At 41.3% G+C, this 22426-nt stretch carries 15 protein-coding genes, 2 tRNA genes and 1 pseudogene; 10 read left to right on the forward strand and 8 right to left on the reverse strand.

Annotation, left to right across the window (positions count from 1 at the left end):
- Positions 1–1191 (reverse strand): hypothetical protein, encoded by a 1191-nt coding sequence (locus IPM71_09655; protein QQS52813.1) that lies wholly within the window; start codon positions 1189–1191, stop codon positions 1–3.
- Between the two features lie 22 nt (positions 1192–1213).
- A pseudogene (locus IPM71_09660) lies at positions 1214–2383 on the reverse strand (IS4 family transposase).
- A 472-nt stretch (positions 2384–2855) separates the two neighbouring features.
- Between IPM71_09660 and IPM71_09665 the strand changes: the two are divergent.
- Together IPM71_09665 and IPM71_09670 are read left to right on the forward strand one after the other, a co-directional pair.
- The gene (locus IPM71_09665) at positions 2856–3395 is read left to right on the forward strand and encodes a YfiR family protein (protein QQS49880.1); all 540 of its coding nucleotides are present in this window, start codon (positions 2856–2858) and stop codon (positions 3393–3395) included.
- 2 nt (positions 3396–3397) lie between these two features.
- Positions 3398–6010, forward strand: a complete 2613-nt coding sequence (locus tag IPM71_09670; GenBank protein QQS49881.1) for a PAS domain S-box protein — start codon at positions 3398–3400, stop codon at positions 6008–6010.
- Positions 6011–6042: 32 nt separating this feature from the next.
- On the opposite strand, the gene IPM71_09675 is transcribed toward IPM71_09670, so the two are convergent.
- Complete coding sequence (locus IPM71_09675; protein QQS49882.1) at positions 6043–7737, reverse strand: glutamine--tRNA ligase/YqeY domain fusion protein; 1695 nt, start codon at positions 7735–7737, stop codon at positions 6043–6045.
- Between the two features lie 101 nt (positions 7738–7838).
- Between IPM71_09675 and folB the strand changes: the two genes are divergently transcribed.
- From folB to IPM71_09690, 3 genes are all read left to right on the forward strand, one after another.
- A complete protein-coding gene (gene folB / locus IPM71_09680) occupies positions 7839–8234 on the forward strand; it encodes a dihydroneopterin aldolase (protein QQS49883.1) in 396 nt (131 codons plus the stop codon).
- Complete coding sequence (locus IPM71_09685) at positions 8234–8404, forward strand: cysteine-rich CWC family protein (protein QQS49884.1); 171 nt, start codon at positions 8234–8236, stop codon at positions 8402–8404. The genes folB and IPM71_09685 overlap by 1 nt, the downstream gene beginning before the upstream one ends.
- 70 nt (positions 8405–8474) lie before the next feature.
- Positions 8475–8548 (forward strand) — tRNA-Cys (locus tag IPM71_09690).
- 56 nt (positions 8549–8604) lie between these two features.
- Here the strand turns inward: IPM71_09690 and IPM71_09695 are convergent.
- A complete protein-coding gene (locus IPM71_09695; protein ID QQS49885.1) occupies positions 8605–10083 on the reverse strand; it encodes a response regulator in 1479 nt (492 codons plus the stop codon).
- Between the two features lie 204 nt (positions 10084–10287).
- Here IPM71_09695 and IPM71_09700 point away from each other — a divergent pair, with 204 nt between their 5' ends.
- The gene (locus tag IPM71_09700) at positions 10288–10650 is read left to right on the forward strand and encodes an STAS domain-containing protein (protein QQS49886.1); all 363 of its coding nucleotides are present in this window, start codon (positions 10288–10290) and stop codon (positions 10648–10650) included.
- Positions 10651–10728: 78 nt separating this feature from the next.
- On the opposite strand, the gene IPM71_09705 is transcribed toward IPM71_09700, so the two are convergent.
- The gene (locus IPM71_09705) at positions 10729–11244 is read right to left on the reverse strand and encodes a YfiR family protein (GenBank protein QQS49887.1); all 516 of its coding nucleotides are present in this window, start codon (positions 11242–11244) and stop codon (positions 10729–10731) included.
- A 208-nt stretch (positions 11245–11452) separates the two neighbouring features.
- On the opposite strand from IPM71_09705, the gene IPM71_09710 reads away from it, so the two are divergent.
- Complete coding sequence (locus IPM71_09710; GenBank protein QQS49888.1) at positions 11453–12580, forward strand: glycerate kinase; 1128 nt, start codon at positions 11453–11455, stop codon at positions 12578–12580.
- 181 nt (positions 12581–12761) lie between these two features.
- Here the strand turns inward: IPM71_09710 and IPM71_09715 are convergent, their stop codons facing one another.
- Positions 12762–13454, reverse strand: coding sequence for a zinc metallopeptidase (locus IPM71_09715; protein QQS49889.1), 693 nt, complete (start codon positions 13452–13454; stop codon positions 12762–12764).
- 228 nt (positions 13455–13682) lie between these two features.
- Between IPM71_09715 and IPM71_09720 the strand changes: the two genes are divergently transcribed.
- The 3 genes from IPM71_09720 to IPM71_09730 all read left to right on the forward strand — a co-directional run bounded on the left by IPM71_09720 (position 13683) and on the right by IPM71_09730 (position 14385).
- Positions 13683–13755 (forward strand) — tRNA-Met (locus tag IPM71_09720).
- A gap of 163 nt (positions 13756–13918) precedes the next feature.
- A complete protein-coding gene (locus tag IPM71_09725; protein QQS49890.1) occupies positions 13919–14182 on the forward strand; it encodes a GIY-YIG nuclease family protein in 264 nt (87 codons plus the stop codon).
- Between the two features lie 104 nt (positions 14183–14286).
- Positions 14287–14385: a GIY-YIG nuclease family protein gene (locus tag IPM71_09730; protein ID QQS49891.1), complete on the forward strand. Its 99-nt coding sequence runs from the start codon at positions 14287–14289 to the stop codon at positions 14383–14385.
- A gap of 109 nt (positions 14386–14494) precedes the next feature.
- Here IPM71_09730 and gcvH read toward each other — a convergent pair whose 3' ends face one another.
- Both gcvH and sprA read right to left on the reverse strand, forming a co-directional pair.
- Positions 14495–14875, reverse strand: coding sequence for a glycine cleavage system protein GcvH (gcvH, locus tag IPM71_09735; GenBank protein ID QQS49892.1), 381 nt, complete (start codon positions 14873–14875; stop codon positions 14495–14497).
- A gap of 114 nt (positions 14876–14989) precedes the next feature.
- The gene (gene sprA / locus IPM71_09740; GenBank protein QQS49893.1) at positions 14990–22426 is read right to left on the reverse strand and encodes a cell surface protein SprA; all 7437 of its coding nucleotides are present in this window, start codon (positions 22424–22426) and stop codon (positions 14990–14992) included.

Raw genomic sequence — 22426 nt, forward strand, 5'->3', positions numbered from 1 at the left:
CTAAAACATTACGCCTATGCCAGCATTGAAAATAGTTTTATATTGGTCAAGGCCATTGTTTATAAACTGAAGATCGGCTTTTATAGCAGTACCTGGGGTTGGTTTCCACCCTAGCCCTGAGGTAATTATTTCGTTCTGATAAGCCTTGTTGCGGTTTAACCCTCCATCAACTGTAAAATGAGTGTCGTATTGCTCATACCGAATAAAAGGTATCAGCTGGCTTTTTACATTGCGCAGGAGATGAAATACATTGTAACCGGCTTCTGCATAATAGCCAACCATTGAACTTCCCAGATCCTTACCTGAAATTGTATTGTAAGCTGCCGATCCCTTAATTTTAGAATAGTAAAATACACCCCTTAAATGAAGGCCTCCAATCTGATATCGGGCATCGAGTCCAAGCATTGTAAGACCTACTACTGTAGAATCGGCCGATGCAACCTTTAAGTTGCTGTCTTTCTCCACATTCTGATAGGCTTTACTCTGGGTTTTACCTGTATAGAGCGACATCCCAAGGTTCAGTCCCGGTAGTCCGTAATAATCCACTTTTCCGCTCAGGTTTGGGGTGGAGATAATAGATTCTGCGCCTTTTTGCCGGCCTTTTCTAAAAGCATCTTTGCCATTCAGGTAATAGCCATCCTCGTCGTAGCTTTTAAACCCGTTCACTACATACAGCTGATATTTCAACATGGCTCTTGGAATGTTTCCGGTAAATCCGGCGCCCAGTTCTCTCCATGTTGTGGGTACTATTACATTGTCTACATGGGGCCTTTCAACACCGTTATAAGTGGGAGGTTCATGATACTCATTGATAATACCTATCGGAATGAGCATCAATCCACCACGGAAATGGATATAGGGATTAATTTTGTAATCGAGAAAGGCTTGTTCTACATACACTTCACTGATATGCTCGAATTCCAGTTCGGTAAAAAACTGGGTGCGGTCGTTGAATTTATATCCAAAAAGCATTACCAGACGATGCACATCGAGCAATCCGTTCTGATAGCTGTTTCTATTAAGTGGCTGGTTGTAATCGATTTGTGCATAACCTCCAATGGTTAATTTACTTTCTGCAGTCATCATTTTGTCGACGCTATTGGCAGGCAATGTTTTTATACTGTCAACAGGGTTTGCCGACAAAGCAACCGAGGCAAGTAAAAGAAGTTTTACAAATATTACTTTCATGATAATTTTTATCATTAGTGGGCACTTAAAACCCACTGATTTTTAATTGTTTAACTTGAAGTTCTTTGACATATTTGTAATCGCATTTTGTAAGTATCTCTCTTACAGGCGTTTTATCGAGTAGAGAAATGCTGAATATTTGTAATATTTCGTAGATTGGACGGTCAACTTTCAGTTTGTTTCCAATTATGGCGACTAAACAGTAAGCAATGATCCCACAATATATTTGGATCTTAACAGCATTCATTGAATTTCCCCAAAAGGATTTAATCTTTAAGTGTTGTTTCATCCATTTGAAAAATAGTTCAACTTCCCAGCGTTTCTTATACAACATGGCGATCTCTTTGGCTTCTAACTCGGTATTATTGGTTAAGAAAACAAGTTCATTTTTACTTTCCTGATCATAATACTTTATTCTGCGAAGTTTATCGGGATATTCCTTTTTCGAATAGTGTGTTTCTAGCTTTCCAACCTGATCATATTGTACTCCTTTTGTTTTGTCAACAACTCTGGAATATAGTCGCCTAAAACGCATATTTTCTTTGGCTCTTGTTACAAAATATGCGCCTTGAGAATGCAATCTATGCAAACGACGGAAGTCAATATATGCTTTATCAACCACATAAAAACTTCCAGCTTCAAATTGGATGAGATCAAGTATATTGACATCATGGACACTTGCTTTGGTGATATGTTAAAAAGCTTGGGATGGATGTCTTCACATCATATAAGGTGTGAAGTTTTATGCCTCCCTTTGCCTTTCGGAACTCAGCCCACCAAAAAACACTCAAACATAGATCAATAGTTGTGGAATCTAATGCATAAACGTTACCGTCTACCTTGACTTCGAAATCGGTTTTGTAGCAACTCCTTCTGGCCTGCTCAATTAAAACGTAAGCAAACTCTTCAAATATTCTATAACTGCGTTTTGCATTTGAAGTGCCTAGATTTCGTCGGGATACTGAAGGCCCAAATCCAAGGTGATAATATTTGGGTTGATGTGCTTCCAAACTAAGCATTAGATCACGCATACTGTCTCTTGAAGTTAGCTGTCCAAAGACCATGCAAAGCATCTGATTCCAACAAGTGAATGTTCTAACATACTTATTCCCTTCATGATTTTGAACAATCCGATCAAAAACCCTGCGGGGTAAAAAATCTGTAAGTTGTGCGAAGATAATTTACCTTGATTCATAGAATTTGCTTGTTTTGAAGCAAATATCTAACTATTCAATTCAAATCGTCACGCTATCAAAAAACGCTACAACTGCGATGTACAAAGAATTTCAAAGAACGTAACTTAATTTATAATGCCCACTAGTGAATTTTTATTTAGATTAAATATGAATTGGCACAAAAGTATGTTGAAGCCATTTGCAATAAAATACCTACATGTTGTGATTTTTTTTACCAACTCATTGGAAGTTGAATGGTTTTTTGGTGGATAAGAATAAAATATTTTCAGGTTGGATAACCGACAAATATTGCTAAATTCTCCTTTTTGCAAGGAGAATTATGCGATTAGAAGCCTGTGATTTTTTGCATAGATTAAAAGTTTGATAAGCTATTGCTCAATCGAATCAAACCACGTAACTTTAGTAAATAGGTTGGTATTTCATAACTGAACATTTCATCTTTGGAGATTATTACGAGGGAAAAGAGCCATTTTGAAGAATCGGGTTGTAAAATATTGTTTTGAATTAAGTTTTCTAATACTTTCTTTTTCCGGATTTGTGAAGGCACAAAGCCAGGAGGAGGTAATTAAAACAGCTTACCTCGAAAAATTTTCCAGCTATATTACCTGGCCAGAATCACATGCATTCGATGACCAGTTGTTTAACATCACGGTAGTTGGTGATGAGTCGTTTTGCCTTACTGTTAAAAAGGCTTTTGTAAATAGGAAAATTAAAAACCTGAAGGTTGAGGTGACCTGCCTTGATGCACTAAGGGAAGTACCCCCAACCGACTTGTTATTCTTACAAAGCGAAAAAATCAAGGACCTTGAATACGCTGCAGAATTAAGCAGGGAGAATACTTTTCTGCTAGTTACCGATGCCGAAGGATTTGCCCAAAAGGGTTCGCATATTAATTTCTATATCACCAACAAGCAGACCATTCATTTCGAGATGAATAAAAAGAGACTGGATCAGGATAAATATAAAGTAGAGTATTTGTTGTTCGAGTTTGCCAAGGTAATTACGAATTAGCTATGAGTTTTTACAATAAAGTATCGGTTCGTATTAAGATTTTGCTGATAGTAACCATTATCAGTGCGTTATCGGTATTTTTAAGTCTTGTGGTTAACCTAGTGTTCAAGATAGTTGAAACTAAAAATGAATTTCGCACAACCGCCATTAAAAACGCACAGCTTCTTGGAGACTATTGTGTGATGCCCATTGAATTTAACTTCCCCGACAGGGTTAAAGAAGTGTTGGACAGACAACTGGTGGAGGGTGATATGTATTGCGCTGCTGTATACAAAAAAGACGGGCAATTGTTTAATGCATCCTGCAGCGGAGACGAACCTGTTCCGGAGCGAATTTCCAGACAGAAGACTTTCGTGGAATTTTCGGGTAATAATCTCACAGTTTACGAACCCATCCTTCACAACGGTGCACTTTACGGAATGGTACTTGTAAAGTATCAGACAGGGCTTAAATACTATATAGTAAGGCAGTTATTGACTGCATTGCTTATTTTGGTTTCCATAATAATTATTTCCTTCTTTTTAGCATTGCATTTTCAAAAATACATTTCGCAGCCTATTTTAAGATTAGCGGGCATTGCTTCTGCGATATCCGAAACAGGTAACTATAAAAAGGAAATAAAGAGAGTAAGCAACGACGAGATAGGCATTCTTTACGACCGATTCAATCACATGCTTATCGCCATTAATCAGCGCGAAAAAGAACGTGACGAAGCCATCATGGCCCTGACCCAAAGTGAAGATAAATTCAGAAATATCTTTAATTTCAGCCTTGATGGCATTATAGTAACTACCCTCGAAGGGAAAATACTCGAAGCTAGTAAAATGGCCGAAGCCATCTTTCAGGTGCCGGCAAATAAGCTGATAGGGATGCAAACCACCGAAGTGATGCCCGAAAGCTTCGCGCGTCAGCGATCCAGCATTATCAGGCAGTTAATGGATAAAGGCGAATTTACCTTTGTAACGAATTTCGTGCAATCAACAGGTGAGGAAATCTTTCTTGAATTCAGCAGCCGAATCATTAGCCATAATGGAGATAATGCCATCTTGTCTCTTATTCGCGACATTACTAAACGCATTAAAGCCGACGAAGCTTTACGCGAAAGTGAAGAACGTTATAAAAAGCTGGTAGAAAACTTTCCAAGTGCCATTGCCCTGCACCGCGATAGTAAAATTGTTTTTGTGAACGATGCCATTAAAACTACCCTTGCCGGCAGCTCAAAACGAGATTTTATAAACAACAACATCCTCGACCTTATCAGCGGTCCCCAAAAGGAAATTATTGAGGAACAATTTAACCAAATTCAAAGTAACCGGGTTGATATTACAGGAATCGAAACCCAGATGGTAAGGCTCGATGGAAAAATTATAGATGTGGAAATGGCTTCTATTCCACTCTTTTTCGATAAAAAAAATACAGTGCTTACCGTTTTTAAAGACATTACTCCACGAAAGCAGGTTGAGAAGGATTTGGTTGTAGCCTTGAAGCAGGCCGAAGAAAGCGATAAGCTGAAATCATCCTTCCTGGCCAATATGAGCCATGAAATAAGAACACCTATGAACGGTATTATTGGTTTTGCCGACTTGTTAAGAAAAGAAGCCCTCACACAAAAAGATATATATCGCTATGTTGATATCATAAAAATGAGTGCCGACAGATTGTTGGGCATTATCAACGATATTATTGATATTTCGAAGATTGAGGCAGGGGTTATCAATATTTCGCGTGAAATTTTCGATTTACATGAGTTGCTGGTAAATATCTACGAATTCTTTCTCCCTCAAGCCGAGAAGAAAGGTCTGGAATTATTCCTGCAACCACCTTTGACTCCAGGTTTAATGCTTAACAGCGATAAAAGTAAAGTTGGCCAGATTCTTACAAACCTACTTTCGAATGCTATGAAATTTACACGGAAAGGCCAGATAAGAATTGAATACGATCTAAACACAAAAAAAGACATGGTCGAAATTCGTGTAAGTGACTCTGGCATTGGAATACCTCCCACTCAGATTGAGATGGTATTTGAGCGTTTCAGGCAGGCTGATCATTATTTGCACGACTTCAAAGAGGGTACAGGCCTTGGACTTTCTATTTGCAAAGGTTTCACTGAAGCCCTCTCGGGCGATATATGGGCAGAATCAGAACTCGAAAAGGGCTCTGTGTTTCATTTAGAGTTGCCGCTTGGTCCTGCCAATCCAATAATTCCAAAACTTCCGGAACCAATAGTGGAATTACAAAAACAATCTATACAGGGTAAAAACATCCTTATAGTGGAAGACGAGGAGTTTAATTATCTGTATCTTAAAGAGTTAATATTGCCGCTGGGAGCTTCAGTCCTTTGGGCCGATGACGGTTTAAAAGCCATTCAGATGGTCATCAATCATCCGGAAATTGATTTTGTGCTGATGGATATCAAACTTCCTGTAATGGATGGTTTAACTGCTGCTAAAAAAATAAAAGCTTTTCGCAGCAAATTACCCATTATAGCGCAAACAGCTTTTGGTTTGGAGGGCGACCGCGACAGGTTTATTTCCTATGGCATGGACGATTATCTGGCCAAGCCTATTTTGAAGAAAGACCTATACACCATAATAGACAAATACATGGTAGTTTAAGGAAGCAAAGGTGTGCTCTTAGGGTTATAGTTTCAGGCTTCTCCAGCCACTTTGGCCCATGAATCGCGCAAACCAACGGTACGATTAAAAATTAAATGACCCGGAGTACTCGCGTCGTCGAGGTAAAAGTACCCTAAACGTTCGAATTGGAAATGCCGCATAGTGGCCTCTTTAGCAAAGGGTTCAACAAAACTCTTTACGGAGATGAGCGATTCGGGATTGATATTATCCAGAAAGGTTTTTCCCTCCCCTACCTCGTAAGGGTTTTCTGTTTTAAAGAGCCTGTCGTACAGGTTTATCTGAGCTTCTACTCCTTCGGTGCACGATACCCAGTGCAAGGTAGCCTTTACCTTTCTGTTATCGGCCGATTGGCCTCCACGGGTTTCAGGATCGTAGGTGCAAATGAGCTCTGTAATTTCACCCTTGGCATCTTTAATCACCTCTTTGCAGGTGATGTAATAGGCATAGCGCAAACGAACTTCCCGACCAGGCGACATGCGGAAGAATTTTTTTGGTGGATCTTCCATAAAGTCTTCGCGTTCGATATAAATTGTTTTACTAAAGGGAACTTTCCGGGTACCCATGCTTTCGTCTTCCGGGTTGTTGATGGCTTCAAGCTCTTCTACCAGGTTATCAGGATAATTTTCGATAGTAACTTTCAGTGGATTTATCACCCCCATTATTCTTTGAGCAGTTTTGTTGAGGTCTTCGCGTATACAGAATTCCAACAATCCCACATCAATTACATTTTCTCGCTTGGCAACACCTACCTTTTCTGCAAAATTTCTAATCGAAGAAGGGGTATATCCTCTGCGTCTTAATCCTGATATGGTGGGCATGCGCGGATCATCCCATCCCGATACATGTTTTTCGCGTACCAATTGCAGCAATAAGCGCTTGCTCATTACAGTGTAATTTACATTCAAACGGGCAAATTCTGTTTGACGGGTACGCTGGGCATTTACAGCCTCGTCTTCGATGATGTTATCCAAAAACCAATCATAGAGTGGCCGGTGCACTTCGAATTCAAGTGTGCAAAGCGAATGGGTTATATTTTCGATAAAGTCGCATTGTCCGTGAGCAAAATCGTACATGGGGTAAATGCACCATTCGTTTCCGGTACGGTGGTGAGTAGCATGTTTAATCCGGTAAAGCACCGGATCGCGCATGTGCATATTGGGTGAGGCCATGTCAATTTTAGCACGCAGAACTTTAGTGCCATCCGGAAATTCGCCTTTCTTCATGCGCTCGAAAAGCTCAAGGTTTTCCTTGGTCGACCTGTTGCGATATATGCTTTCTTTGCCTGGTACAGTGGGTGTTCCACGGTTTGCCGATACTTCATCGGCACTACTCTCGTCGACATAAGCCAGCCCTTTGCGGATGAGCATTTGTGCCCAGGCATAAAGTTGTCCAAAATAGTCGGAGGCATAATACTCACGGTCTTCCCAGTCAAAACCCAGCCAATGTATATCTTCCTTTATGGAATTGACATATTCGGTATCTTCAGTAACCGGGTTGGTATCATCGAAACGTAGGTTGCATTTTCCATTGTATTGTTTGGCAAGCCCAAAATTCAGACATATGGATTTGGCATGTCCTATGTGCAAATATCCATTCGGTTCGGGAGGAAAGCGCAAATGAACCCTTCCCTGATGTTTATTCGACCGAAGGTCTTCTTCGATTAAACACTCGATAAAATTTAACGATTTACTTTCTTCGGTACCCATATATCAATGTTCATTAACGCTTCTGTTGGACTAAATACTTTTTTGGTTTTTAGAATTGCAAAAGTAAGTATTTTCTTGCTTAATTATGAAAAAGGGTAAATTTGGATCTTAAATTTACTGTAAGAAAGATTACCATGGGAAAACTTCAGTTTGAAGGTCTTGAATTTTATGCTTATCATGGCGTGATGGCTGAGGAGCAGCGCATTGGTGGAAATTACAGAATTGACCTGGAAATAGAGCTTGATTTTTCGGATGCTTTGAACACCGACGATATTTTACAGAGCCTTGATTATTCGCTGATTTATTTGCTACTAAAAAATGAAATGGAAATAAAGTCGAAACTAATCGAACATGTTGCAGGTAGAATAGTTTCGAGACTGCTGAAGGATTTTTGGCAGATTAGCCATGTGAAATTGAGACTCACGAAATTGCAGCCCCCACTGGAAGGCAGAGTGCCTTCGGTATCCGTTTTAATTGAACAAAAAAGACAGAATTGATGGTAAGTATAAAAAAATGTCCTTCGTGCGGGAAGGAATTCTCTTGCATGGGAGAGAACGATTGTTGGTGTGAAACAGTGCAACTGCATAAAAAGCAATTTCTTATACTCAATCAAAAATTCTCCGACTGCATTTGTCCGGATTGTATGAAGCAATATGAATCGGAATAAGTACAGGATTGCATTTTAAAAATTCGTTCATTTCGAAAAAATACTATCTTTGCAACCCAATTGTACAATTGGTTCCGTGACCGAGTGGCTAGGTAGTGGTCTGCAAAACCATGTACAGCGGTTCGAATCCGCTCGGAACCTCCACAAAGCGCCATCAGCCCGAAAAGCTGGTGGCTTTTTTATTCGGATAAGGCAAGAGATTAAAAAAACCGGGCAATTTTCGACAATAATAGGTCTTTATCGATAGGTTTGGCCAGGTAGTCGTTACAGCCGCTATCGAGGCACATTTGTTTGTCTTCGGGTTGGTTAAAAGCTGTTTGGGCTATTACAGGTATGGTAATTTTTTGCTGCCTCACTACTTTTATGGCATTGAACCCATTGATGCCCGGCATCTTAATATCCAGCAGCACAAGATCTATGTCCTTGGTTTCGTTGATGATCTCGAGAAATTTAACTCCATCGACAGCACGAATAATTTTTGCTTTGGTTTTTTTCAATACTGCCTCGAGAAAGTGAAAATTGGAGTCTTCGTCTTCAGCAATCAGTATCTTTTTCGATTCCCAGTTATAATCTCTGCTTGCCTCAATGGGCTGGGCATTTGGATGGTCGATGCCTATAAATGGAATGGTAAAAATAAACACCGAGCCTTTCCCTGGTTCGGATTGAAGGTCGATTGTACCTCCTAACAATTCTATCAATTTTTTGGCAATTGTTAAGCCAAGTCCTGCTCCCCGAAATACCTCCCTTGTTTCAGGTTCGATCTGATAAAAGCGTTCAAAAATTATTTCCTGGTATTTTTTGTCGATACCTATTCCAGTATCACTGACCTGGAAAACATGACGGTCGTCTTTTACCTGATAGTATAATTCAATTTTACCTTCAGGTGTAAATTTAATGGCATTGCTAAGCAATTGATCGACAATGTGTATAACTCGTTTACAATCTACCAGCGATTCGTGGTCGGATTCCGGTTTGTTAAATATCAGATTCACAGACTGATTTTGCCTCACCATACGATTTCTGTATTTATCAACCAGGTCGGTGAGCATGATTGTAAGATTACATCTTCTGGGTTCTATTATTAACTCGTTGGTCTCGAGCTTGGAAAAATCGATGATATTGTCAATCAGGCTAAGTAAGTTATTTCCACTATCCTGGATGTATTTGTAATAATATGCCCGGTCACGGTCGGGTAAATCGGGATTGTTCAGCAGGTTTATAAATCCTAGTATGGCATTTAGAGGAGTGCGAAGTTCGCGACTGATCTTCTCTAAAAATGCGGTTTTCAGTTTATTACTTTCTTCAGCTATTTCAAGCATGGTGTGTAATTCACTGGTGCGTTTCAGTACCTCGTTGTACACCAGTCCTTCGTTTTCTGCGATTTTAGTGCTACGTTGAGATAACTCTTCTTTCTGAAACTTAATTATTTCTTTTAATTGCTCAGATTCACGGGCAAGGGTTGAAAAGTTTGTTTTTAAATCGGCTAGTTCATTGGTTAACCCCTCAACCTGAGTATTCACTGTGTGTTTGCTTGCCAAGAGCCTTTTGTTTGTAAAAAAAAGTCCTATAATTACTGCCAGAAATAGGGCCGAAATGATACTTGATTGAACTGTAAACCATCCGGAATCGTTCAAAATTAAAAACAAGCTGTATGGTAAAACTGCAAATAATTCACTCATTATTTAAATCATTTTTCAGAAAATGCCACCCGGCAAAATGTTTCTACAGTACTCTAAGATAACCAAAATATGTGAATAGCTTCTAAAGCTCAATCGATATTTGTTTAATGTTTAGGCGAATTGGTTATCACTCTGGCATTGTTCTTGTTTTTCATTTTCTAACGAATTGATTGAATTCGTTCTTTGAAACGAACACTTAAAAAAATGGAAACAATATTTGCAAAATTCCTTGTTATCAGGAATACGATGAATGGAAAATTGGTTTCTTTCACTGGTGTCGACCGCTTAACAGTTCAAAATACAATAGGCATTCGAGAGATATTGATGGATATGGTAACCAAACGTGGTAGCGAACTGGAGATTGATCTTTCAGCCATACGGTTTATCGACAGCCATATGATGGATACCCTTAATTTATTATCGCGAATGTCGCGTCGATATGGCTCTCGTGTAGTTCTAACGCATGTTACACCCGAAGTATGGGAGTTTATTCAGCTTGTAAAACTTCATTCCGTTTTCGATATCAACAAGGTTTACAAAGAGGAAAGAATTGACCCCGCCGCCTGAATGGCTTCTTGATCTCAGGTTGGTAGAAATAAAAAACCGCCCTTTATGGGGGCGGTTTTTTTATATGTTGTATTTTTTTTAGAGCGACATGGTGGTCAAAGCACGGCTCACATACAAATTGTGCTCTGAGGCATTTTTCTCGCTGAGTTTGTACCTTAATTTTCCTTCACTAACCTGAAATGCAATGGCTGCACCTTGGGCTGTTGCACCCTCTTTTTCACTGATAATCAAACAGCTTTTTCCTTTTAATTGGGAAGTGGCCGTAGCTAACTGACTGCTTTTGCTTTCGGCAATAAGTAAAACATTGCAACCTTTCACCTGTGCCAGGTCTGTGTATTCTACTACCTCTATTGGCCTGTTGCCAACCATCCGGTTACTGGTATATTTTTTAAGATGTAAAGTGGTAGTGGTCTTTCCATAAACACCAATCACATATTTATTACTGAGGTCAGCATCTGGCCATTTAATGTGTGCCAGGAAATTGTATATAAACATGGCTTGAGCTTCACCCAAATCAGATTGAGCATTAAGTTTTCCACCGCTTAAAAGGGCAATAAAAAGTACTAGGGGAATGAATAATTTTTTGAGGTTCATAATTGCTTTATTAAGTTTGTTTGAGCGTTGTTACGGAAGCGTTGCATAGATGTTTCCTTTAATCTTAAAAATGGGTATAAACCGATGGTTGTGTGCATAAATACACTTAGGCGCCTGTTCCAGATAACCGTCAAAGATGAACGGATTGGTTTATAATAGTGAAATAACAGGAAAATAAACAAAAGCCTTAAATGCGAAATACTTTTGAATGAAAATTTTAATTGCTTTTGATTCGCTGAAAGATTGCATGAATGCCGAAGTGGCAGGTCAATATTTGTCTGAGGGATTATGGCGCGCTTCACCATCATTCGATATTCGCAATATACCTATGGCTGATGGAGGCGAAGGAACTGCTGTTAATATTGTAAAGGCCACAAATGGGGGAATGAGAATATGTAAAGTCAGAGATGCTCTTCTGCGCTTGCGGGAAGCTAAATATGGTTTTTTGGGTGATGGCATTACTGCAGTGATTGAGATGGCAGCGGCGTCGGGCATTGAACATCTTACTCAGGAAGAAAGAAATCCCTGGGTTACCAGCACTTTTGGTACAGGTGAGTTGATCATTCATGCCTTGGATTTGGGTTGTAGACGAATAATCCTGGGAATTGGCGGAAGTGCCACTAACGATGGTGGTTCGGGCATGGCTGCAGCACTTGGAGCAAAGCTTCTCGATGTAGAAGGCAAATCAATTTCACCAGGCGGAGGCTCGCTTTCGAAACTGAGCCACATCGACTTAAGTGGTTTAGATGCCAGAATAGCTCAGACAGAGTTTTTGGTGGCATGCGATGTGTCGAATCCACTCACGGGCGAAAATGGAGCCAGTCGAAGTTTTGCTGCACAGAAAGGAGCAGAGGCATGGATGATTGAGGCACTTGAAAACAACCTGGTGCATTATGCACAAACAATTCACAAAGAGTTGGGTTTAGATATTGAAAAAGTGTCCGGGGCAGGAGCAGCTGGTGGCCTCGGTGCTGGCTTACTTGCTTTTTGTAAGGCAAGGCTCGAAAACGGATTTTCACTAATTGCTGATTTAATCGGTTTTGAGGCGCACTGCAAATGGGCAGACCTTGTAATTACCGGCGAAGGAAAAATGGATGGACAGACCTTGTCGGGAAAAACACCAATTGGTGTGGCCCGGGCGGCAAGAAAATTTGGCAAACCGGTAATTGCCATAGCTGGTGCGCTTGGGAAAGATTATGAGAAACTATTAGAAAACGACTTTGATGCAATTTTCTGCTTGTCCGACGGAGAATCTGATCTTCAAACAGCCTTAAGGAAGGCACCTGTCATGCTGCGTTATACAGGTTATTCGGTAGGGCGTTTATTGAATTTATAATCAGCTATTGATTCCAGTTCTGAATTCAGTTTGTCGCTGATATTCATTTCAGCTAGAAATAGATTGCCCAAAAAACCTGTTTCCATTTAAGAGATAACTTTCTCTTTCAGGAAACAGGTTCTTGTATTTATTTTTGCAAGCTGCTCCGAGCTATACAAAACAATCATTTTAAAATTGATTGTTAGTCGCGATTGGCGAAGCGCAAAATGAAGTAAATAAGCATGGCCAGCGATGACAAAGCGGCAACAACATAGGTGTAGGCAGCCCATTTTAAGGCATCTTTGGCTTGCGGATAGTTGTTATAATTTGTTACTCCGCTGTTCGACAACCAGGCTAGTGCTCTTCGGCTGGCATCAATCTCTACGGGTAGAGTAATAAAAGCAAATAGCGTGAATACACCATATGCAACAATTATAATAGGCAAAGCGATTGCCTCGAACCCTTGCATAATAAACACACCAAAAAACATCATGGTAAAAATGATATTTAAAATGGTGGAGCTGATATTCTGAATGGGCACCATTGCCGAACGCATTTTTAACGGGGCATAAGCCTGGGCATGCTGAATGGCATGACCACATTCATGCGCAGCGACAGCTGCGGCCGACACATGCTGACCATAATAGACATCGTGGCTCAAGGCAACCGTTTTTGTAGCCGGGTTGTAATGGTCGCTTAGCTGACCTTCGGTTGCAATAACCCGCACATCGTGAATGCCACTGTCATGTAACATTTTTTCAGCTACATCTTTACCAGTCATGCTTTTATTGATTGGTATTTTTGCATAGCGTTTGAAGCGCGATTTGAGTTGATGGCTGACAATTAAGCTGAATATAGCAAATGCAGCAAAAATTAAAATGTATCCTATTCCCATTTTTTTAAGTTTTTTTCTTCTTTTACAAAAGTCTTACCAAACTAAAATAGTCATCTTCTTAGTGCCAGATTGACAGAAAAAGTTAAAAATATTTTAACGAAATAAAATTTGTTGTTGTAAAAATTATGCACTACATTTGCCCCCCTGTAATCGTAGGCCCTCTTTAAATCGATTATGGCTGAAGCAGGGAAATCCTGATATTGATAAGATTTTAATTATAAAATATATTGCGGGGTAGAGCAGTTGGTAGCTCGTCGGGCTCATAACCCGGAGGTCGCACGTTCGAGTCGTGTCCCCGCTACACAGGAAACCGTTTCAAGCAATTGAGGCGGTTTTTTTGATCTATTGAAATGGTAAACAGTGAGGGCTCATATCCGCCCGAGGCGGACGCACGTTCGAGTCGTGTCCCCGCTACACAGAAGAAGCCGTTTCAAGCAATTGAGGCGGTTTTTTTATCTAATGAAATGGCATACAAAGTTTACATATTGTTTTCACCCACTCATAATAAGCTTTATGTAGGTTATACAAGTTCTCTTTCACAGAGGCTGGAATCGCACAATATAAAGGGGACAAAAGATTGGACAAGAAGCTATCGTCCGTGGATTTTGATTCATATCGAATTCTTTGACACAAAAACTGAGGCATTACAACGGGAGAAATTTTATAAAAGCGGCAAAGGACGTGAAATGATCAGGGGAAAAATACTACCAACTATTCAAACGCTATAAGGGAGGGCTCATATCCGCCTGGGGCGGACGCACGTTCGAGTCGTGTCCCCGCTACACAGAAGAAGCCGTTTCAAGCAATTGAAGCGGTTTTTTTATCTAATGAAATGGCATACAAAGTTTACATATTGTTTTCGCCCACACAAAATAAGCTTTATGTAGGTTATACAAGTTCCCTATCACAGAGGTTGGAATCGCACAACTAAAGCTATTTTCAAAGCTGCAAAATGAATCCTCTTAAACGAAATAGGCCGTTTCAACATAAAAATTGAAACGGCCTTTGCTTTGCTGAATAGGTATTAATTATTTCGATACTCAGGCGTTAATAAGTTCCTGATAGGCTTTTGCGTCGAGCAGATCAGTTAGCTGTGCAACATCTGACACTTTTATTTTAATGAGCCATCCCTCTCCATATGGGTCTTTGTTAACAAGTTCAGGATTGTCTTCAAGTTGAGGGTTTATTTCAATTACCTCTCCGGCTACCGGCATAAAAAGGTCAGATACTGTTTTTACAGCTTCGATGGTTCCGAATACTTCTTCTTTGTCAAGTGATTCGCCCATAGTTTCGATTTCGATAAAAACCACATCACCTAGTTCGCCCTGGGCATAATCGGTTACACCAATCACTGCTGTATTTCCTTCAAGGCGTATCCATTCGTGGTCTTTAGTATACTTAAGATTTGCAGGAATATTCATAATGTTAAAGTTATAATTCTACAACGCGAATATACTAATACTATTTAAAATAACACTTCTTTCAAGACAGGTCTCTAATTGTTGAGAACGTGATTTTTATCAGAATACCTATCCTTACAACGACAATCGCAGGCTAAAACCAAAGCTAAATTCCGAATTGGGGAAGTAGTTAGACACAAAGGGTGTGTTTTTATTCCAGTCGATGTAAAACTGAACATTTACCCTCTGACTTAACAGGTAATCGGCCGAAAGACCCAGAATAAATTTCCTGGCACCTGTTGTAGCCTGGTCGGTTGATGTCTCATTAATGGTACGTAAAATAGTAATGTTGTCTCGTACAGTAAGGTCGAAGCGGAGGTTTAAATCGCTTTTTATCGTTTTCGAACCCCCGGCAGTATTGATGGTAAGGGGCAGATTTTTAAATATATATCCTGCTCCAAACACGTAATCTTTGTTGCGTGTTTCACTGAGTTGCTGGTTGTTTAGACTAAGAGTCAATAAACGCGAATGTTTAATTTCGAATTTAGTAAGCAGGCTGTTATGCCAGGTCATATCCATACCAATTAATGGACTAATCTGTTCGTTGATGGATACAGAACTTATACGGTATTGCGGTATAAAATCACCTTGGGCATCGCGTCGTAACAACGAGCGAGTTTGCTCGCTCAGGTCACTTTCGTAAAAATCAACGTTTGTGCTAAACTGTCCGATGGAATAACGCGACTGGTACGAATGGGTGAGGGTAAGCGTTTTGAGGAATTTCTTAATCAAATCCAGCTTAGTCAATCCATCAAAAGTTACTTTCCAGTTAGGTAACATGAGCCAGCTAAAAGGTTCGAGCTGAATTTTCTCCGGTTTGGTTCCGGTATAGGCAGAAAGAAATGAGTACATCAGCACTTCGGAGGAAGAGGAGCTATAACCATCGCCATAACCGGGTTCTACGGGGCGCGAAATATCAGGGTTGTAATCTTCATCCTCCGAAGTGGCCCTGTAACTTAACCTTTGCGAAATGATGCTCCGATTTGCTTTAAGCTGATTATAGGCTGCCGACTCCCATCCGTTGTTAGGCGATACATCTTCGAAGGCTGTACCAATGGTAATTACCGAACGCGTGTAATTTCCACCTACATATTTATCGTCGATGGTTTGTTGAACAAAATTGTTTCCTGAATAGTTGTTTAAGTACTTTTGCTCGGTTGTTCGAGTAAAGGAACGCATTGCGGAGAAGTCGACACGAAAGCCATTAAAGGGTTCGAAGGTAGTTCGGGAGTTAAAGCTTTCGGTGATTCCAAACAAAGTGGGTGTGTTAAATGTCGGATCGGTGGTTAACCAGTTTTTCTCGCTAAAATTCGTGTTGATGTTTTCGTCTTGCCAGCCTAAAACGATGGGCCAACCAGGCGCTCCATAGAAATTGGCCATGTCGAAACCAAACATATTGGTTTGAGGCAGGTATCCACTTAACATGGTCGATGAGTTACGGGTATAATTCAGGTTGATGTTTTTAATACCCAGCAAAAACCGAATCCCATTTTCACCAATAAATACAAAGGGGTTCTCACCTTTCTCAATCTTTCCTTCTACCAATACGCTTGCTCCTGTGAGGTCATGATCGGTTTCAATGGTTACCTTATTGGGGTTGACAATTACGGTCTTTACTTTTACCTCATTGCCTTCGCTGTCGGTGACTTTTACGACAACCTCTTCCGTATTCAGTTTGTGCTGTATGTTTTTAGGTGTGTCTTTCAGGAAAAAGGTTATTTTTTGAAATTCCACTGTTTTATACCGGGTCTCTTTGGTGTTTTTGTTGCCCTGTGCACTGTATTTACGGTCGAGGCTTTTAAAATATCCAACTTTCGAATAGAGGTTTTTCATGTTCAACGTTGCCGTAAAATCCATGTTATTGCCATTTTTAAGCGTATGGCCCAGGTTGCGACTTGGCTCACCGGGTTCGGACAACAAAATTGGACCATGTATCCAGTTATAGGTTGCCCCATAAGTGGCTTTGAAATTTGTCCAGTTTAAAAGTGGAATTTTGTTGAGTGGCAGAGTGTAGGATAAATCCATCTTCTGGTAAAATTGAAGAGTTCTGCCACCCTGCAGTATCTGAGCCTTTACCGAATCTTTCCACATTTGGTTATTCGATTCAAACAAGTCGGCCGAACTGTAACTGTTACCATATTCATCGTAATAGGGTTCGTCGATAATGGCATTGTTGGTAGCAGAATAGCTGAATTTCAGTGCCCTGGTCAGGTCCCAACGCAGGGTATATTCGCGATCCCAGTTAAGGTATTTGCTGGTGGTAGGTTCAATGACCAGATCGACATTGTCGTATACGTTTCGCACCTTCATAGTTTGATAATTTCGGTCGAATCGTGTGCCAAAGGTAAATGATGAAGGTAGATAGGTAAAGTTGAAATCGCGCACGATGCGGTAAGAAGGATTATTAAGTGCTTTTACTTTTTTAAAGGGTTCAACTTCTTTAGGACGGTAGTTGTAGACATAGTTTAAACCTGCTCCGTATTTGCGTGTTTTGTTGTAATCGATGCTGTAATTGCTTGCCTGAATTTGCGAATAGAGAATGTTGGCTGAGAAGTTGGCAGGCTGAAAAACCTGGAACTTTTTAAACTGCTTGTTCCATCGTGCATTGGTAAGGTTAATACTGGATCGTTCTGTCAGATCCTGCGATATTTTTTTTATCTCTTTTCTTTCTTCTGAGGATTCAGCGGCATCCAGCACATCCTTCAATTTTCTGTCCGGCTCTTTTGGATAATATTCGGGGTTTTGCACTTGTGTTGAGTAACCCATGTAGAGAGGAAGGGAAACTTTTGCCTTTTCAGGGAAGAATTTACCCATTTCGAGGTTGGTAGAGATATCAAACTGGTTGATCTCTTCCTGCTGCCTTTCAATGGTTTGTTGTTCTATCGAGCCAAACCCAGGCTTGCTGGTAGCTCCGGCTACATTGACTATACCCAGGTCGGCAAGCTTGGCTTGCACTCTTCCGTTGGCTGCCCATCCGCCATCGTTATTGAAATCGGTAATGCGCAATTCGTTGAACCACACTTCACCCGATTTTGGAAGCCCATCGTTATCAATGTCCAGGTATTCATCGCCCGGATTGCGCACACCCATCATAATTTGGCGAATGTTGCTGAGGTTGGGGTTTCCTTTTACTTTAATTCGGTTTTTTCCATCGTAAATGGTATAGACCGATTGTGCGGAGATTTGCGCGTCGTTCTCTATGGCTTTATCGCGTAAAACTTTTAGATTGACCAGTTTATCCAATTCCAAATAGAGCTTGTTGCTGTCTGGCCATACCTCGTAGGCTGGAATAAGTTCACCACCATTTCTGTGGCGGGTTACTTTCAGTGGTATTTCGTATTCGTAATAGTTGTCTTTGTAATCGGAGCCAATTCGGATAAAGGCGGTTACTTCATGGTCTTGAAGTGAACCTTCCTGCCCAGTTAACGCTTCGGCATGAACAAACATCTGAAGGTATTTATATTGCCTAAGGTCAATTTGTGTGTTTCTGTATACTGCCCGACCATCGTTTTCCTGCAGGTTTTCGAATTTCACCAGCAACGATTGCTCGTTAAGCTGTTTCACTTGTGGCTGGCTCGGGTCCGTTTGCCGGGTAATGCCTTCGGGAAGAGTATAATTGACTGGCTGTTTATTACCGTTTTCTTCGATATTTACCGACGATACTTCAAAGCTGGTTCCATCGTTCTGCTCGGTAACCGAAGGTATTGCCTTTTGGAGGTCAGTGGTGTACCTGCGCCATTCTCCCCTTACCAGTTCGAGTGTTGCAAAACGCAATACCACAGGTTCTTCGAATCCTGACATGACCAGGCGCATAAACCGTATCGATTTAAAATCTGTGATGGGTCCTACTTTACTCTCAAATTCGCTGATGGGTATTCTAAACTGATACCATTTGGCAGGGATATCATTCTTATCCGATTTGTATGTGACTTCATCAACAATATAATTCGAACCTACTTCGAAGGCCTGGCTGCGCAGATTTACATGATATTGATAATAGGTTTCGGTAGAGTTGAGGGTGTTGTCTTTGTTGATATCTTCTACATCAGGAGTCGATTTTACCGAATTTACATTGTCACTGGAAGCAACCGGGGTATTGTTCTCAACTCCGTTGATATTTTTATACCGCTCAAGAATACTGCTGCCAGCATTGTCGTATTCCGATCCGAGGAAATAGTTAAAATTATCGCCTGCCGGGTCGGGAAGCTCACTTAACTCCGGAAAGAACGCTTCTTCTTCAAAATCGTTCAATCCGTCGAAGCCTATATCCTGAAATGCCCTTGAATCAGGGTCATTGCTGAAGGCATTGACACTTTGCTGGCCTTTTGGAACATAACCCCATTCCGTTTGATCGACATTAATTTTTTCTTCGGTAGTGGGTAAACCGTTTTCGAACGATTTCCGGTTGTCGCGCAAGATATCTTCCGACATTTCACCTAATTGTAGGAATAAATCCCCTCCTCCATGCCCTTCCCGTTCAAGATATGGATCCATCATCCAGAATTCGATGTATTCGATGTTCGACGACTCGAAATCGCTGGTCACAATTTCGCGCATCATCCCTCCCCAGCGTTCCGATGGATTGCTAAGGCTGATATCATTCGAAACAGGATCGTAGTTGTAAGGTCCCCGCTCGTTGGGGTAATAGTTAAGGTTTAATACGGAAATGCGGCTTGTAAAACCAGGAATATCGTCGTCTCTGTTGGGGAATAACTCCTTCATAAGAATCTCGCGCTGTTCGTGGCTGTTTATGAATTCATCGGGTACATCGGGTTTTCCTGCGCTGCTGCCATAAAAAATCGGGTCGATGATGTACCACGAGAGTTTGGCCCTGCCGTATCCCGATGCCAGGCTATCTCTGTTACTGTTATAAAAAGTATACCTTGAACCAGCATCCGTTCTTGGGGCACTTGACAGGGACCAGGGATGAAAGGCCTTCAGTTCAATTTTGGTTTGTGCCCCTTCGAAATCGTCGATATAGGCTACTCCATTTTCACCAATAGCCTTCGATTGGCCGGGGATAAGCTGTGCAAATTCAGCATCGAGGGCAATGCTCGATGGTTCTTTGGTCTCGAGAAAAGGAAGTTTATCGATGATCGAGGTGAGAAATTGCGATTCGGTCCGGTAAGAGGTATTTAATCCCCAGATGGTATTGGAGATGGGTTCTTCGCCAATGTTAACTTTCTGGGTCAGCGGCCTTTCGTTGAGGCGCAGGATGGTGGCTCCAAGGTTAAAATTTTCCGAAAACTTGTAATCGAGGTGGGTACCCAGCAGGGTTTTTTGCTGAATATTGAAAGCCGAATTGTTTTCGAGCGATACATTAATAGGCGTGCCTGATTCAACCAATCCCTGGTTTAATATTTTTACCCGGCCCAGTGCATAGTCAACTGTATAATCAACATTTTCTGTGAGTAATACTCCACCGGCGGTAACTTTTACCGAACCGGCAGGAACGTTCATGGCATTCAGCTGAATGTCTGAACTTCCAGAGGATTGATAGCGGCCTTTTAAAAGGAATTTATTTTTTTCTGCTACTTGCTGAGCTTTGCTAAGGGTACTATCGTACAATTCTTCAAAAACGTATTTGTCGGCTGTGCGATTTCGTGCCTTAATAGTTTCGGGGCTCAAAGTGGTGGTATCGCCCACAATTTTAGCCCTCAGGTCGCTGCCGAAAGGCTCTACCTCCGTAAAGAAAATGCGACCATTTCGCGTGTTGATGGTGACCCCTTCGATGAAATCGAGCATTCCATCGGGGTAGGGCTCTCTGCGCGAATCCAGCTTATCGAGGTTCAACACTTTTAGAAGTATCTTGCCATCTACCTCTTCCGAAATCGATGCATTGGGGTTAGTTTCCTTAATGACGTTGGTGGCTACACCGGTTTTATCGTTTCGGTAAAGTACATCCAACACAAAGTTTTCGGGACTAACCTGAAAGGCACCAATGGAATACACGTTTTTCATCATCAGGTCCCAATTCGGATGCTTCGGTGATGGAATAACACCTTTAAGCAGTTTTACAAGCAGCACATTGGGTGAGGGTAGTTCGGTGGTGAGTTCACCTACTTTTTTAATTTCTCCTTTGTAGGTATAGACATAGGCTACCGCCAGAATCTCGTCGTTGCGCAGGGGCGAATTGAGGGAGATATAACCCAACTCACGATTAACAGTAAATTCCCTTTCGGATAGCGGACGTGCATTTTCTATGGTGATATAATCGCGGTCTTCGAAAAGTAGGTAATTGCTTTGATTGCTTACTTTGGCAAAAGCCTGGTCTACTGTAGATAATACACGAATTCCTGTTTCGCTGGCCAGTCGGCTGTATAATTTGTTCAGTTCATTTTCGCTGGGCTGATTGGGAATAGGATTAGGGTTAAGTAATTCCGGACTGGCTAAAAAATTAGTATCTTCTTCATTAAGGCCATAACCTTCGGCAAGGTCCATGATACCTACAATGTTACGCGATTGTTCGAAATTGCCCTGACGGTTTACCACCCAAACCTCAATGTTTTCGATGCGTACCTGCGACTCGATGTTTTGAGGGTTTTTTAACCAGGTGTTGTAGTTGTCGCGAAAAAAGTGCGATAAAAAGAAGTGCCTGTTGGCATCGTAATTATCAATGTCTACTTCGAATTCTGTTTGCTGGGCACCGCCCTGCACCCTTACCGACGATTGCTGGCTGCGCTGGTTACTCAGTATGGTTGAAACGGTGAGACGGCCAAATTGCAGTTCGGTGTAAAGACCAAACAAGCTTTGACTACCGGTTATCAGGGTGCCAGGAACAGGAAACGACACATCGCCCGCTTGTATCTTCTTAATAATTTCATCTTCCTTGCCTGAGTATTCGAGCTTGGTTTTGTTTTCGAAATCGAAACTGGCTTCGGTATTGTAGTTGAGGCCCACCTGTAGCTTGTCTCCTATGGCTCCGGTCACATTCATCATAATCTTTTCTTTGAATATGAAGGAGCCATTTCGCTGGTTATTCACCGGTATCGAAGGATTACGGTTGGTAGTGATGGCATAGCCAAAGATAAGCTCAGCACTTCCCTGTGGAGTTATGGTGATACCCTCGCTACCAAACACCTTGTCGATTGATTGGTTGCCCAGCCTGAAGCCTTTCATGAAATCGGGCCCTGCACCGGATTCTTCGCGCGATTTGCTGCGCCAGTAATCTGTTTTGGCCTGGTTACGCTGGTAGTTTTGATATTGATTGAAATTCATCAGCGAAGGTGGGCGGTAGTTAAGGCTACCAATTTTTTCGCTGAACACATACGAATTCGAAGCCGGGTCGTACACCACTGTTTGTGTTACATTAGAGGGTGGCGGCATGAGCATGGGCGAAACTACACCTGAGGTAGAAAACGGAAAGTTGTATTTGCTTTCGAGCGGGTAATGCAGCCCTTCCTCGGTTTGAGCGGATACCTGTGAAAACGGTAGCAGGCACCTGAGCAGCAGGATGGCCGCAAGGAAAAAGCCAGGCTTGTTGATTCTTGTCAGGTTTCTGTTCGGGTGCAC

Source organism: Bacteroidota bacterium, assembly GCA_016699695.1.
Taxonomy (GTDB): domain Bacteria; phylum Bacteroidota; class Bacteroidia; order Bacteroidales; family UBA10428; genus UBA10428.